The organism is Microbacterium phyllosphaerae (assembly GCF_017876435.1).
GTDB lineage: Bacteria > Actinomycetota > Actinomycetes > Actinomycetales > Microbacteriaceae > Microbacterium > Microbacterium phyllosphaerae.
Genome location: NZ_JAGIOA010000001.1, coordinates 3079878 through 3093497, shown reverse-complemented (window position 1 = coordinate 3093497; position 13620 = coordinate 3079878). Strand labels below are relative to the sequence as shown.

General features: G+C 68.1%; 12 protein-coding genes and 1 tRNA gene. 10 read left to right on the top strand and 3 right to left on the bottom strand.

Annotation, left to right across the window (positions count from 1 at the left end; all coding sequences use genetic code 11):
* Positions 1–68 precede the first annotated feature (68 nt).
* The 4 genes from JOF42_RS14600 (at position 69) to JOF42_RS14585 (ending at position 4697) form a co-directional block, all read left to right on the top strand.
* Positions 69–1886: a Na+/H+ antiporter gene (locus JOF42_RS14600; RefSeq protein ID WP_210098491.1), complete on the top strand. Its 1818-nt coding sequence runs from the start codon at positions 69–71 to the stop codon at positions 1884–1886.
* 91 nt (positions 1887–1977) lie between these two features.
* Positions 1978–2898 (top strand): MetQ/NlpA family ABC transporter substrate-binding protein, encoded by a 921-nt coding sequence (locus JOF42_RS14595; RefSeq protein WP_210098490.1) that lies wholly within the window; start codon positions 1978–1980, stop codon positions 2896–2898.
* A gap of 96 nt (positions 2899–2994) precedes the next feature.
* The gene (locus JOF42_RS14590) at positions 2995–4038 is read left to right on the top strand and encodes a methionine ABC transporter ATP-binding protein (RefSeq protein ID WP_210098489.1); all 1044 of its coding nucleotides are present in this window, start codon (positions 2995–2997) and stop codon (positions 4036–4038) included.
* The gene (locus JOF42_RS14585; protein ID WP_210098488.1) at positions 4038–4697 is read left to right on the top strand and encodes a methionine ABC transporter permease; all 660 of its coding nucleotides are present in this window, start codon (positions 4038–4040) and stop codon (positions 4695–4697) included. Before JOF42_RS14590 ends, JOF42_RS14585 begins: the two co-directional genes overlap by 1 nt.
* Here the strand turns inward: JOF42_RS14585 and JOF42_RS14580 are convergent.
* Positions 4684–5607 carry a pseudouridine synthase gene (locus tag JOF42_RS14580; RefSeq protein WP_210099223.1) on the bottom strand — a complete coding sequence of 308 codons (924 nt, stop codon included), beginning with the start codon at positions 5605–5607 and terminating at the stop codon, positions 4684–4686. The genes JOF42_RS14585 and JOF42_RS14580 overlap by 14 nt on opposite strands.
* A gap of 18 nt (positions 5608–5625) precedes the next feature.
* Positions 5626–6120 (bottom strand): MarR family winged helix-turn-helix transcriptional regulator, encoded by a 495-nt coding sequence (locus tag JOF42_RS14575; RefSeq protein ID WP_210098487.1) that lies wholly within the window; start codon positions 6118–6120, stop codon positions 5626–5628.
* Positions 6121–6191: 71 nt separating this feature from the next.
* Between JOF42_RS14575 and JOF42_RS14570 the strand changes: the two genes are divergently transcribed.
* From JOF42_RS14570 to JOF42_RS14545, 6 genes are all read left to right on the top strand, one after another.
* Positions 6192–6263 (top strand) — tRNA-Gln (locus JOF42_RS14570).
* Between the two features lies 1 nt (position 6264).
* Positions 6265–7695, top strand: coding sequence for a bifunctional UDP-N-acetylglucosamine diphosphorylase/glucosamine-1-phosphate N-acetyltransferase GlmU (gene glmU, locus JOF42_RS14565; protein ID WP_210098486.1), 1431 nt, complete (start codon positions 6265–6267; stop codon positions 7693–7695).
* A 9-nt stretch (positions 7696–7704) separates the two neighbouring features.
* On the top strand, positions 7705–8739 hold the full coding sequence (locus JOF42_RS14560) for a ribose-phosphate diphosphokinase (RefSeq protein WP_210098485.1): 1035 nt from the start codon (positions 7705–7707) through the stop codon (positions 8737–8739).
* Positions 8740–8824: 85 nt separating this feature from the next.
* On the top strand, positions 8825–9292 hold the full coding sequence (locus JOF42_RS14555) for an FMN-binding protein (RefSeq protein WP_210098484.1): 468 nt from the start codon (positions 8825–8827) through the stop codon (positions 9290–9292).
* Positions 9293–9308: 16 nt separating this feature from the next.
* A complete protein-coding gene (locus tag JOF42_RS14550; protein WP_210098483.1) occupies positions 9309–10166 on the top strand; it encodes an FAD:protein FMN transferase in 858 nt (285 codons plus the stop codon).
* 27 nt (positions 10167–10193) lie between these two features.
* Positions 10194–11768, top strand: coding sequence for a flavodoxin reductase (locus tag JOF42_RS14545; protein WP_210098482.1), 1575 nt, complete (start codon positions 10194–10196; stop codon positions 11766–11768).
* 380 nt (positions 11769–12148) lie between these two features.
* On the opposite strand, the gene JOF42_RS14540 is transcribed toward JOF42_RS14545, so the two are convergent.
* Complete coding sequence (locus JOF42_RS14540; protein ID WP_210098481.1) at positions 12149–13618, bottom strand: sensor histidine kinase; 1470 nt, start codon at positions 13616–13618, stop codon at positions 12149–12151.
* Between the last annotated feature and the right edge of the window lie 2 nt (positions 13619–13620).

Here is a 13620-nt window from a genome sequence, read left to right as displayed (position 1 = left end):
TGCTCTGGGCGGGGTTCGATGCCATCCGGGATCGCACAGCTTGATCCTGCGGTACCCGGGAGGTTCAGATGGAAGGACTCGAGGTCACCGTCCTGATCGGACTCACGATCCTCGTGGGCACGTTGATCGCGCCGCGCGTCCGGTTGGCGCTGCCGCTCGTGCTCGTGATCTTCGGCCTGCTGCTCGGGTTCGTGCCGCAGCTGCGCGAGATCCAACTGCCCCCGGAGACGGTGCTGCTGCTGTTCCTCCCGGTGATGCTGTTCTGGGAGAGCCTCACGACATCCCTGCGCTCCATCCGACGTGACTTCCGCTACATCCTGCCGATGAGCACGGTGCTCGTCGTGGCATCCGCGTTCGCCGTGGCAGGCGTGGGGCTTGTGTTCGGGATGCCGTGGGAGACCGCGCTGATCCTCGGTGCCGCGGTCGCTCCGCCGGATGCGACGGCCGTCGCCGCGCTCGGCCGACTGCTGCCGAGGCGCATGTTCATGAAGCTCAAGGCCGAGAGCCTGACGAACGACGGCACCGCTCTGGTGCTGTACGCGATCGCCGTGTCGCTGGCACTCGGCGGCAACATCACGCCGCTCTCGGTGACGATGTCTGTGCTCACCTCGTACATCGGAGGCATCGCGGCCGGTGTCGTCGTCGCGGCGCTCGGCTACCTGCTGCTGCGTCGCACGTCGTCGACGATCGTCATCAACGTGACGCTCCTGCTCATCCCCTTCTCGGCGTTCCTGCTCGCCGAGATCGTGCACGCGTCCGGCGTCCTCGCCGTGGTGGTCGCAGGTCTCATCGTCGCGTACGTGTCGCCCCGCGTGACCACGGCATCGTCCAGGCGCCAGGCCGACGCCGCCTGGCCGTTCGGTGTCTTCCTGCTCAACGGAGCCCTGTTCGTGCTGATCGGGTTGGAGGTGCAGTTCGTCGCGCACGAGATCTCGGCTGCCGCGATCGGACGCCTGGTGCTCATCACCCTCGGTGTCTGGGTGACGCTGCTGGTCGTGCGCTACCTCTTCCAGGTCATGAACATCCTCTTCCAGCGCAGGGCGGGGTCTCGCCCGTCGGCGGGCGCGCGAGCCCGATCGATGGCGGTGTCGACCGTCGCGGGGATGCGAGGGGCCGTGTCGCTCGCGATCGCTCTGTCGGTTCCCGCCGCGAGCGCGACCGAGGGTGAGATCGCCGGCCGCGACGAGATCGTCTTCGTCACCGCCGGCGTGATCATGCTGAGCCTGCTCGTGCAGGGTCCGCTGCTGCCCGCGATCGTGCGATGGGCGCGATTCCCGGCCGACCACATCGAAGACGAGGAGTACGAGCTAGCCGAGCGCACGATCTCGGGTGCGGCGCTCGCCGCCCTCGACGATCTCGCGGCAGAGCACGGCGTCGGGCAGGAGATCCGCGACAAGGTGCGCGCCGAGGGCTACCAGATGCTCGAGTTCTCGAACGCCCGCGCTCTGGCCCGAGAACAGGCCATCGTCGACGCTGAGGCTCAGGCGCTCGACGTGCTGCTCGACGAGCCGGATCCGCTCGGCAGCGGGAACACGATGTCGGAGGCGGCAGGCGACGGCGGATCGGACGGCGGATCGGATGCTGCGCAGACGATGCTGCGACTGCCGGACGCGACCCGCATCGGCGCCGACGGTGAGGGCGCGGACGGCGAGGTCAGGACCCTGCAGATGCTCGCCACGTCGGCCGACGTCGACGTGATGCAGCGCTCGCCGCTGCTGCGGCACGAGGAGCATACCCGGCTGAAGCTCGCGCTCATCGATCGCAAGCGTGAAGTGCTGCTGGGGCTGCGTCGGGAAGGCACGGTCGATGATCTCGTCGTGCGGCGCATCTCGGCGCGGCTCGATCTCGAGCAGGTGCGTCTGCAGGGGATCGAGGACTACGACTGAGAGCTGTGACGCTCTGTGACACTCGATTGTCACGAGCGGCATCGGGCTGCCTAACGTATTCGAGTCCCCCAAGAGAGGAACCCGAACACTCATGTCCATCACAGCATCCCGTCGGACCACATCCGTCATCGCCGCGCTCGCCGCGGTCCCGCTCTTCGTCGCACTCGCAGGCTGCGCGACGGCATCCTCCGAGGCAGGCTCCGGCGGCGGTGACTCCGAGAACGAGACCGTCAAGATCGGTGTCGTCGGCAAGGGGGACGCACAGTGGGCTCCGTTCGTCGAGGCCGCCGCTGACGAGGGCATCACGGTCGAGCTCGTCGACTTCGGATCCTACGAGCAGCCGAACCCCGCACTCACCGAGGGTGAGATCGACCTCAACCAGTTCCAGCACATCGTGTACCTGGCCGAGTACAACAGCGCTTCGGGCTCCGACCTGACGCCGATCGGCTCGACCGCGATCTACCCGCTGGGCCTGTACTCGAAGAAGTACGACGACGTCGACAGCATCCCCAAGGGTGAGACCGTCGCCGTTCCGGACGACGCGTCGAACCAGGCACGTGCGCTGCTCGTGCTGCAGTCGGCCGGTCTGATCGAGCTCAAGAGCGGCGGGACGATCTTCTCCGACCTCGCCGACGTCGACACCGACAAGTCGAAGGTCAAGGTCACGGCCCTCGAGGCCGCGCTCATCCCGACCTCGCTGCCCGATGTCGCCGCCGCGATCATCAACAACGATTTCGTCGAGGACTCCGGTCTGACATTCGACGACGCGATCGCGCAGGACGACCCGGAGGACCCGAACGCACTGCCGTACGTGAACATCTTCGCGGCACGTGCCGAAGACGCCGACAACGAGACGTACCTCAAGCTCGTCGAGATCTTCCAGACGAACGAGGACGTGCAGGCCGGTCTGATCGAGTCGTCGGGTGACACCGCGGTTCCGCTGCAGACCCCGGTCGAGGACCTCGTCGCCTCGCTCGAGAAGGTCCAGAAGGACACCGAAGCCAACAAGTGATCGGAGCGGGAGCACTCCCGCCTGATGCGAGAGAATCGGGTGGCGCCTCGTGCGTCACCCGATTCGTCGTTCCCGACAACCTGACCGGAGCACCACATGCCGATCGTCACCCTGACGAACGTCTCGAAGTCCTACCCCTCCCGCACGCGTGATGACGCAGAGGTCGTGGCCGTCGACGACGTCACCCTCTCGATCGAGAAGGGCGATGTCTTCGGCATCATCGGCTACTCCGGTGCGGGCAAGTCGACCCTCGTGCGCCTGATCAACGCCCTCGAGCCGGCGACGAGCGGCACCATCACAGTCGACGATGTCGACATCACGGCGCTCAAGGAGAGCGAGCTGCGCAAGGTGCGCGGCGGGATCGGCATGATCTTCCAGCAGTTCAACCTCTTCGCCTCCCGCAGCGTCAAGGCGAACATCGCCTATCCGCTCAAACTCGCCGGCTGGTCGAAGGCCGATATCGAGACGAGGGTCGCCGAGCTGCTCAGCTTCGTCGGCCTGGCCGACAAGGCGAAGGCGTACCCCGAGCAGCTGTCGGGCGGACAGAAGCAGCGCGTCGGCATCGCCCGTGCTCTCGCCACCGGCCCCGCGATCCTGCTCGCCGACGAGGCCACCAGCGCCCTCGACCCGCAGACCACGCACGAGGTGCTCGACCTCCTCAAGCGCGTCAACAGGGAGCAGGGCGTCACGATCGTGGTCATCACACACGAGATGGACGTCATCCAGACCATCGCCACCAAGGTCGCAGTCATGGAGAACGGTCGCGTGATCGAGCAAGGTGACGTGTTCGACGTCTTCTCGGCTCCGCAGAACCCCGCGTCGCAACGCTTCGTCGGCACGGTCGTGAAGGGCATCCCGTCGCCGTCCGAGCTGTCCGTGCTGCGCGAGCGCCACCGGGGGCGCCTCGTGACGTTCTCGTTCCGTGACGGCGACTCGTCGCAGGCGCAGGTCTTCCTCGACCTGGCTGCCGCGGGGCTCGACTTCGAGCTCGTGTACGGCGGCATCAACGACATCCGCGGGCGGGCCTTCGGGCACCTCACGCTCGCGATCCGCGGCGAGGATGCGGTCGTCGACCGGACGCTCGCAGGAATCGGCGAACGCGTCGAAGTGACCGAGATCGCCGGAGAGGAGGCGCGCTGATGGACCGTCTGAACGAACTGTGGCCCGAGCTGTGGAAGGCCGCGCTCGAGACCCTGTACATGACGTCGTTCGCGCTCGTGCTCGGCGGCATCCTCGGCCTCGCGATCGGTGTGATCCTCTACGTCACCCGGCCGGGAGGGCTCGCGCAGAACCGCGCGGTCGCGGTCATCGCGAACCTCGGAGTCAACTTCTTCCGCCCGATCCCGTTCGTGCTCTTCGTGGCGGTCGCCCAGCCTCTGGCTCGCGTCGTGGTCGGAACGGGCATCGGCACGACCGCCGGGGCCTTCATGATCGCTCTGGCGGCCGCTTTCGCGATCGGACGCATCGTCGAGCAGCACCTCGTGTCGGTCTCGCCTGGCGTGATCGAGGCCGCTCGTGCCATGGGTGCCGGCCCGTGGCGCATCCTCTTCACCGTCGCGATCCCCGAGTCGCTCGGGCCGCTCATCCTGGGCTACACCTTCATCGTGGTGGCGCTCATCGACATGACGGCGATGGCCGGTCTCATCGGCGGCGGCGGGCTCGGTGCGTTCGCCCAGATCTACGGCTTCCGGCAGTTCGAGCCTGTCGTCATGTGGACGGCCATCGTGCTGATCGTGGTGTTCGTGCACCTCGTGCAGATCCTCGGAACGAGGCTCGCACGCAAGATCATGCGCCGCTGACGGGCGCTTCCTGCAGCGTGCGCGTCGTGGAGAACATCCGCGGAGCGCCGCTCAGCGGATCCACGAAGTGCAGCTCGCGGGCGAGCAACTGCATGGGGTGGGCGAAGTCGTCCGGTCGCTCGCCGCGGAGTTCGGGGTAGAACGGGTCGTTCAGGATGCCGAGATCCAGCGCCGCGAGGTGCACCCGCAGCTGATGCATCTTGCCGCTGTGCGGGCGAAGCAGCGTGTGCACGACGCGCGCGTCGGCGTCGATCACCTCGATCAGCGTCTCGGCGTTCGGCTCCCGCTCGTCGTCGACCTGGACCTTCAGTTCGTTGCGGAGCTTGACGATGTGGTTGCGGTACACGAGGGGGAACCGCGACGCGTCCCAGTCGTCAGGACGGGCGGAGACGGCCTCGTAGACCTTCTGCACCTGCCTGGTCTCGAACAGCAGCTGATAGGGCGCCCTGGTCTGCGGACGCGCCGAGAACATGAGCACCCCGGCGGTCGCCCGGTCGAGGCGGTGGATCGGTGCGAGCTCGTCGTTGCCCAGCAGGTTGCGGAGGCGGATCAGCGCGGAGTTCTGCAGGAACTTCCCGCCGGGGATCGTCGGCAGGAAATGCGGCTTGTCGATGACGACCAGGTCGTCGTCCTGATGGATGACCTCGATCTCGACGGGAAGCCGGGTCTCCACAGGCGGGTCGCGGTAGTACCAGATGAACTCCTCGACGCCCAGGGGCGTGTACCGCGTGAGCGGGCTCCCGTCCCTGGCCACGATCTCTCCGCGATCGAAGCGGCTCAGCAGCCCTTCGGGGTCGAGGTGGAAGAAGCGCTCGATCATGTAGGCCCCGACGGTCGGCCACTCGCCGCTCATCGGGACATGCAGGCGCGTCGCGCCGACGCCGTCGCGCACCGGAAGAGGGGAGAGCATCGCCATGTCGTCAGAACCTCACGCGTCGAAGCTCAGGCTCAGCTTGCGCAGCAGCGCGGCGAGACGGTCCCGATCGCCGCGGGAGAGCGCCCGCAGCAGGTCGTCCTCGACGTCGACGAGCCGTGTGATCGCGGCATCCACCCTGATGCGTCCGTCATCCGTGAGCGTGACGAGGACGCTGCGTCCGTCGGCCGGATCGTCCTCGCGCCGCACGAAACGTCGTCCGACCAGCCGGTCGATGCGATTGGTCATGGTGCCGCTCGAGACCAGCGTCTGCTGGAGCAGCTGCTTGGGGGAGAGCTGGAAGGGCGCGCCCGCTCGGCGCAGCGCCGACAGCACGTCCCACTCCCAGGCCTCCAGATCGCTGCGGCGGAACACGTCGCGACGGGCGCGATCGAGCAGCCGGGTCAGCCGGTCCATCCGCGACAGCACCTCGAGGGGCGAGAAGTCGAGGTCGGGGCGCTGGGTGTTCCAGGCGCCGACGATCCGATCAACCTCATCCGCCTCAGTCATCCGTCCATTATCGCCGGTAGCACGCAGGCGGACGTGGCAGACTTGACCCGCGGCTCTCTCGGGGGCCGCGGTCCGCCGTGGTGTAATGGCAGCACGACAGCCTTTGGAGCTGTTAGGTCTAGGTTCGAGTCCTGGCGGCGGAGCATGACTGGGAACAATCTCGCCATCATCATCCTCGCCGCAGGCCAGGGAACCCGCATGCGCTCGCGCCTGCCCAAGGTGCTGCATCCGATCGCGGGGCGACCACTCGTGGGGCACGTTCTGACGACCGCCGGCCGTCTCGGGGCCGAGCACGTCGAGGTCGTCGTGCGGCACGAGCGCGACCAGGTCGTCGCGGCGCTCACCGCCGACTACCCGGACGCGATCTTCATCGACCAGGACGAGGTCCCCGGCACCGGACGCGCCGTCCAGGTCGCGGTCGACGCACTGCCCGCCGAGTTCGACGGCGACGTCCTCGTGCTCTCGGGCGACTGCCCGCTCGCGGATGCCGACACGCTGCGGTCGTTCCTCGATGCCCACCGCGATGCCGACGCGGAGGCGACCCTGATGACGGCGGTCGTGGACGACCCGACCGGCTACGGCCGCGTCATCCGCGACGCGGACGGCGGCGTCGACCGCATCGTCGAGCAGAAGGACGCGAGCGCCGACGAGGCGAGCGTCCGTGAGATCAATGCGGGCATGTATGTGTTCCGGATCGGCACGCTGCGCAGGTACCTTCCCTCGGTCGGCGTCGACAACGCGCAGGGCGAGATGTACCTGACGGATGTTCCGGGGCTCCTCCGCCGCGACGGCAGTCGGGTGGCCGCGTCCGTCGTCTCCGACGTCACCGTCACATTCGGCGTCAACGACCGCGCCCAGCTCTCCGAGGTCGGTCGTCTGCTCAACCGGCGCATCGTGCGCCGCTGGCAACTCGCGGGGGTCACGATCATCGACCCGACAACCACCTGGATCGATGACGACGCGACGCTCGCGCCCGACGTCACGGTCCTCCCGAACACGCACATCCTGCGCGCCACGACGATCGCAGAGGGCGCGATCATCGGCCCGGACACGACGCTCGTCGACTGCGAGGTGGGTGCGGACGCGATCGTCCGTCGTACCGACGCCACGCTCGCCGTCATCGGCGCCGAGGCCACGGTCGGCCCCTTCTCGTTCCTCCGCCCCGGCACCGTGCTCGGCGCCAGGGGCAAGATCGGCGCGTACGTCGAGACGAAGAACGCCGAGATCGGCGAGGGCAGCAAGGTCCCGCACCTGTCGTACGTGGGCGATGCGACCATCGGCCGTGGCGTCAACCTCGGTGCGAGCACGATCACGGCGAACTACGACGACGTGAACAAGCACCGCACGGTCGTCGAGGACGAGGTGCACACCGGCTCGCACACGACCCTCGTCGCGCCCGTTAGGCTGGGAGCTGGCGCCAAGACAGGTGCCGGCGCCGTGGTCCGCAAGGACGTCCCCGCCGGTTCCCTTGCCATGAGCGTCGCCCCTCAGCGCAACATCGAGGGTTGGGTCGAGAAGAACAGGGCAGGCACGGGTGCGGCAGACGCCGCAGCCCGATCCCGAGTGGCGGAATAGGCGAAAACGATGGCGCGCAAGAAGAAGACTGTCGATATGGACCGGGACAACGGCATCGCCCCCGGACTCGTCGCCAAGACCAAGAAGCGGCTCGTCGTCGCCGGTGGTCGTTCGCACCCGGCGCTGACCGCTGCGGTGGCTGCATCCCTCGGTACCGAGGTCGTGCCGACCGAGCACCGCACCTTCGCCTCCGGCGAGATCTACGCCCGTTTCGACGTCTCGATCCGCGGCTGCGATCTCTTCCTCATCCAGACCTTCGGTGAGCCGGTCAACGAGTGGCTCATGGAAGCGTTGATCATGATCGACGCGGCCAAGCGCGCCTCCGCCAAGCGCATCACGGTCGTCGCGCCCTACTATCCGTATTCGCGTCAGGACAAGAAGGGCCGTGGACGCGAGCCGATCAGCGCCCGACTCGTAGCCGACCTGCTCAAGACCGCCGGGGCAGACCGCGTGATGAGCGTCGATCTGCACGCAGCCCAGATCCAGGGCTTCTTCGACGGTCCTGTCGATCACCTGTTCGCGAAGCCCGTGCTGCTGGACTACTTCCAGCGCACGCTGAGCGCCGAGGACCGCAAGATCCTCACCGTCGTCTCGCCCGACATGGGCCGCGTCCGCGTCGCCGACACGTGGTCCGACAGCCTCGGCGCGCCGCTGGCCATCATCCACAAGCGCCGCGACCCGAAGGTCGCCAACCAGGTCTCCGTGCACGAGATCGTGGGTGCCGTCGAAGGACGCACCTGCCTTCTCGTCGACGACATGATCGACACCGGTGGCACCATCGTGAAGGCCGCACAGGCGCTCAAGGCGAACGGCGCGCACCGCGTGATCGTCGCGGCGACGCACGCGATCTTCAGCGACCCGGCATCCGAGCGTCTGCAGGACGCCTCGATCGACGAGGTCGTCATCACCGACACGATCCCCCTGACCGAGTCGCGTCGCTGGGACAAGCTGACGATCCTGCCGATCGCCCCGCTGCTGGCTCGCGCGATCCACGAGGTCTTCGAGGACGGATCCGTCACGAGCATGTTCGGCGGAGACGCGTAGGCGACCCATATATCGGGCACAGCCCGCACATAGATGCTGTCCCTACGGTCGAATCAACACACCGATCAAGGCCGGGAGGACCATCATGATCCGCACGACTGTACCGACTTCTGTTCGCAAGGGCGCAGCCCTCGCCGGAATCGCAGGACTCTTCGTCCTCGCAGGATGCTCCGGCACAGCAGACGCCGAAGACCAGTCCACCGACACCGGCAGCGGCACGAGCACCGAGTCGACCGATTCGGGAGCATCGACCGGCGACTACACCGACGGCACCTACACGGCCGACGGCTCGTACCAGACGCCTGAGACCGTCGAATCCATCAGCGTGACCCTCACGATCGCCGACGGCGTCGTGACCGAGGTCGAGGTGACGGGCGACCCCAAGGCCCGCGAGACCGAGCAGTACCAGGGTCAGTTCATCGACGGCATCTCGGATGAGGTCGTCGGCAAGTCGCTCGATGACCTGAACGTCAGCCGCGTCGCCGGTTCGTCGCTCACGAGCGGCGGGTTCAACGAGGCCGTCGACTCGATCAAGGAGCAGGCCGCCGCCTGAGGCGCCTGACACGGCCATGGCGATCTGGCGCTTCGACGCGATCGGCACGACCTGGGAGATCGAGACATCGGATGAGCTCGGCGCCCACGAGCGACAGCTCGTCGGCGCCGAGATCGATCGGTTCGATCGGGAGTGGTCCCGGTTCCGGGACGACTCCGCGGTCACCCGCGTCGGACGCGACGGCGGATCCATCTCGTCGCCGGATGCCGGAGCGATGCTCGATGTCTATCGAGAGCTCTCTCAGGCGACCGCAGGCGCGGTCAATCCACTCGTCGCCGACAGCCTGTCGGCGCTCGGCTATGACGCGTCGTACTCGCTCATCCCTGGCGATCCGGTCGCGGCGCCGGCCGGTTGGACGGAACGCCTCCGCTGGACGGCGGGGGAGGCCACGGCATCCGATCCGGTGCTCCTCGACGTCGGCGCACTCGGCAAAGGCCGCCTCGTCGACCTCGTGACCGAGACGCTCGCCCACGTGCCGGGCGACCTCGTCGTCGACGCGGGCGGTGACATGCGGGTGCGGGGAAGCGCGGTGCGCATCGGTCTCGAGCATCCGTATGACGCGACCAAGGCGATCGGCGTCATCGAGCTGCAGGATGCGGCGCTGTGCGCCTCGGCGGTCAACCGCCGCGCATGGGGCGAAGGACTTCACCATGTGCTCGACGCCCGCACCGGAATCCCCGTGCGCACCTGGGCGGCGACCTGGGCCATCGCGTCCGATGCGATGAGAGCGGATGCCGTCGCCACCGCCCTGTTCTTCGACGGCGGGCCTGAGCTCGCCGCATCCTGGGGAGTGGAGTGGGTGCGAATGTCGACGGACGGCCGCGCGGAACGCTCGCCCGGATGCCCCGCACAACTGTTCACCGCACGCCCCTGACCCTCAGAACTAGGGAAGAGTAGACCCGTGATCACCTCCCTCACCGCCCTCCGGCAGCGCGTGCTCGCACTGCTCGGCGGCATGTCGATGTACCGCCTGGTGCTGTTCTCCCTGGCGGCTCTCGCGCTCATCGCCCTCGTGCTGTCGGCGCTGGGCGTGATCGTCTCGCCGACACCTCTCGAGATCGTCGCGTCCTTCGTCGTGCTCGCGGTGGTGATCTCGTTGGTGGATGCGGTGGCTCAGCGCATCCTGAGTCTGCCCTGGCGCATCGAATCGTCGCTCGTCACTGCGCTCATTCTGCTCTTCGTGCTCAGGCCGGGGCTCGAACCGACAGCACTGCTCGGACTCGCGATCGCCGGCGCCGTCGCGAGCCTGTCGAAGTACCTGATCGCGTGGCGCGGACGCCACATCCTCAATCCGGCGGCCTTCGGTGCCGCCGTCGTGTCGATCCTCGGCTCGTTCGGGGCCTTCGAATGGCTCGGCACCTCGTCGTCGTGGTGGGTGGGTACGCCGTCGCTCTTCATCCCCGTGGCGATCCTCGGACTCGCCGTGCTGTGGCGCACCGAGAAGGTGCGGATCGTCGTGATCTTCCTCGTCGTCGCGATCGCCGTGTCGGTGCTGCGGCAGGCGGTGCAGGCCCAGGAGTTCGCGATCGCGTTCGACCTCGGATCCGCGCTCTCGTTCGCGGTGCTGCAGTCGCCGTTCCTGTTCCTGGGCGCGTTCATGCTGTCGGAGCCTCTGACGCTGCCGCCCCGGCGCTGGCAGCAGTTCTCGGTCGCCGCCCTCGTCGGCATTCTCGCCGGCTGGCCGATCGAGGTCGCCGGGCTCTTCACACTCGGCCAGGAGCGCGCCCTGCTCATCGGCAACCTGCTGGCCTTCGCCTTCGCGCTGCGGGGATCCGTGCGCCTCGTGCTCGAGAAGCGGCAGTTCATCACCCCGACCGCGCAGGAGCTGACGTTCCGCGCGAAGGGGAAGGTGCGCTTCCTCCCCGGTCAGTACCTCGAACTCGACGTGCCGCACCACCGACCGGATGCACGAGGCACCCGCCGCGAGTTCAGCATCGTCTCGGCTCCGGCCGACCTGCCGACGCTGCGCATCGCCTACAAGAACGGCGATCAGCAGCATCCGTCAAGCTACAAGCGCGCTCTGGCCGCAGCAGAGCCCGGGGCCGCGCTCGCGGTCACCGGCACCTGGGGTGACTTCCTGCTGCCTCGCGCCGAGACGCCGGTGCTGATGGTGGCCGCGGGCATCGGTGTGACGCCCTTCGTGTCACAGCTGCGCCAGCTTCAGCTCACCGGGCAGCAGCGCGACGTGGTGCTCGTCTATGTGGCATCCGAAAGCTCCGAGCTCGCCTTCCGCGAGGAGCTGGCCGCCACCGGAGCCCGTGTGATCGTCTTCACCCGCGACGAGCCTGCGGATCTTCCCGCCCACTGGACCTGGGCTCAGGGCGCGCGCCTCGATGCGGAGCACCTCGAGCATTACGTCCCCGATCTGGCCACGCGTCACTCGTTCATCTCAGGCCCACCTCGGCTGATCGCCGACCTCGCGCCTGCCCTGCAGAGGGCCCGCTCCCTCACGACGGACGCCTTCGCCGGCTACTGAGACGGGTCGAGCCCGGTTCTGTGTGGGATCGGGCCACCCCCCGTACCGTGCCTCCGTGCGGGGTCGCTTTCGCACGGGAACCGCCATGCGAGGTCACTTCCGCACGGCACTCGTCCGTTTCGGATGCGTTTCTGACCCCGCCTGCGGGTGCGGGGTCGACACTGCATCCCGAGGGCGGTGTGGGGCCGGGGCCGACTCCCACGCGGGGTCGCTTTCGCACGGGAACCGCGACGCGGGGTCGGTTTCGCACGGGAACCGCCATGCGGGGTCGCTTTCGCACGGGAACCGCCATGCGGGGTCACTTCCGCACGGGAACCGCCTCGTCCCGGTGCGATAGTGACCCCGCTGAGGCAGGAGGTTCCCGCGATCAGGCCGCGACGTCAGTCGGTTGCGCCCGCAGCGGGGCTGACCGGGATGCGCACGGTGAAAGTCGTGTCACCGGGTTCGCTGGCGACCGTGATGTGGCCGCCGTGACCCTCGACGATCGCCTTCGCGATGGCGAGGCCGAGGCCGGTGCCGCCGGTCTGACGCGCGCGGGAGCTGTCTCCTCGGGCGAACCGGGCGAAGAGCTCGTCGCGCACTCCGGGGTCGATGCCCGGCCCGTTGTCGTGCACCCGCAGCACGGCCTCGTCGCCTTCGCGGGTGACACTGAGGGTGATCGACGTTCCGGCGGGGGTGTGCGTCCTGGCGTTGGCGAGGAGGTTCGCGACGACCTGGTGCATCCGTCCGGCGTCGCCCACGATGACGATGGGCTCGTCCGGCGCTTCGATGTTCCAGTGGTGGTCCACAGCGGTCGGACGGGCGTCGGAGAGCCCCTCCAGAGCGAGCTGGGTCAGGTCGACGGTGCCGTACACGAGCTCCCGGCCCTCGTCGAGACGAGCGAGCAGGAGGAGATCCTCGACGAGGCGGGTCATCCGCAGCGACTGAGCCTGGATGCGCTCGAGCGACGTCGTGGTGCCCTCGATCGCCGCCTCCCCGCCCTGCTGCTTCAGAGCGCGCAGCGACAGCTCGGAGTATCCGCGGATCGACGACAGCGGAGTGCGCAGCTCGTGGCTCGCATCGGCGACGAACCGCCGCATCCGCTCCTCGTTCTTCTGGCGGGATGCCAGCGAGGTGTTCACATGGTCGAGCAGAGTGTTGAGCGACGCCCCGACGAGGCCGGTCTCGGTACGAGGGTCGGCCTCGGACGCCGGCACGCGTTCGGTGATCTGCACTTCGCCTCGGTCCAGCGGCTGGTTCGCGACGCGCGTGGCGGTCGCAGCGACCGCCCTCAGCGGTCTGAGTCCGACACGGATCGTGATGGCCGTCGTGAGCGCGAGGAGGATCAGGCCGCCGATGGTCGCCAGCGCGATCACGGTGAGCAGAGTCGCCAGCTGGTTCTGGATCTCGGTGCGGGGCAGGCCCGTCACGACGTTCACGCCGTTGGGGGCCTGCCTCACGACGACGAGATACGAACCGAAGTCGTCCAAGGTCACTGTAGCGCTCGCGCGCCCGCCGAGTGCCGCATCGATGCGGTCGAGGTCGGCACTCGTCAGCGTCTGCGACACGCCGCTCAACTGGCCCTTCGTGTCGGGGAAGACGACCCCGCCGGTGCCGCCTTCGGAGCTGGACACGGCGAGCAGAATGCCGGGCACAGGGTTCGTGCCCTCGACGACATAGTCGATGGTCGCGATCTGGGCCGGCACCCGGCTCACCAGCTTCGCGACGTCGAGGGAATAGCCGTTCAGTCGATCTTCCAGTTGGCGTTCCAGGGTCGCGCCGAGCGTCGCGCTGGTGATCACGGCGACGATCACGAGGATGATCGAGACGAACCCGATCACGGCCGTCATCAGCCGGGTCTGCAGACTCATCG

What these genes read in the sequence shown, in the direction of transcription:
- JOF42_RS14590 (WP_210098489.1), top strand. Translation starts at nt 2,995, where the DNA reads ATGCCGATCGTCACCCTGACGAACGTCTCGAAGTCCTACCCCTCCCGC.
- JOF42_RS14540 (WP_210098481.1), bottom strand. Translation starts at nt 13,618, where the DNA reads ATGAGTCTGCAGACCCGGCTGATGACGGCCGTGATCGGGTTCGTCTCG.
- JOF42_RS14560 (WP_210098485.1), top strand. Translation starts at nt 7,705, where the DNA reads ATGGCGCGCAAGAAGAAGACTGTCGATATGGACCGGGACAACGGCATC.
- JOF42_RS14555 (WP_210098484.1), top strand. Translation starts at nt 8,825, where the DNA reads ATGATCCGCACGACTGTACCGACTTCTGTTCGCAAGGGCGCAGCCCTC.
- JOF42_RS14575 (WP_210098487.1), bottom strand. Translation starts at nt 6,120, where the DNA reads ATGACTGAGGCGGATGAGGTTGATCGGATCGTCGGCGCCTGGAACACC.
- JOF42_RS14550 (WP_210098483.1), top strand. Translation starts at nt 9,309, where the DNA reads ATGGCGATCTGGCGCTTCGACGCGATCGGCACGACCTGGGAGATCGAG.
- JOF42_RS14595 (WP_210098490.1), top strand. Translation starts at nt 1,978, where the DNA reads ATGTCCATCACAGCATCCCGTCGGACCACATCCGTCATCGCCGCGCTC.
- glmU (WP_210098486.1), top strand. Translation starts at nt 6,265, where the DNA reads ATGACTGGGAACAATCTCGCCATCATCATCCTCGCCGCAGGCCAGGGA.
- JOF42_RS14600 (WP_210098491.1), top strand. Translation starts at nt 69, where the DNA reads ATGGAAGGACTCGAGGTCACCGTCCTGATCGGACTCACGATCCTCGTG.
- JOF42_RS14580 (WP_210099223.1), bottom strand. Translation starts at nt 5,607, where the DNA reads ATGCTCTCCCCTCTTCCGGTGCGCGACGGCGTCGGCGCGACGCGCCTG.
- JOF42_RS14585 (WP_210098488.1), top strand. Translation starts at nt 4,038, where the DNA reads ATGGACCGTCTGAACGAACTGTGGCCCGAGCTGTGGAAGGCCGCGCTC.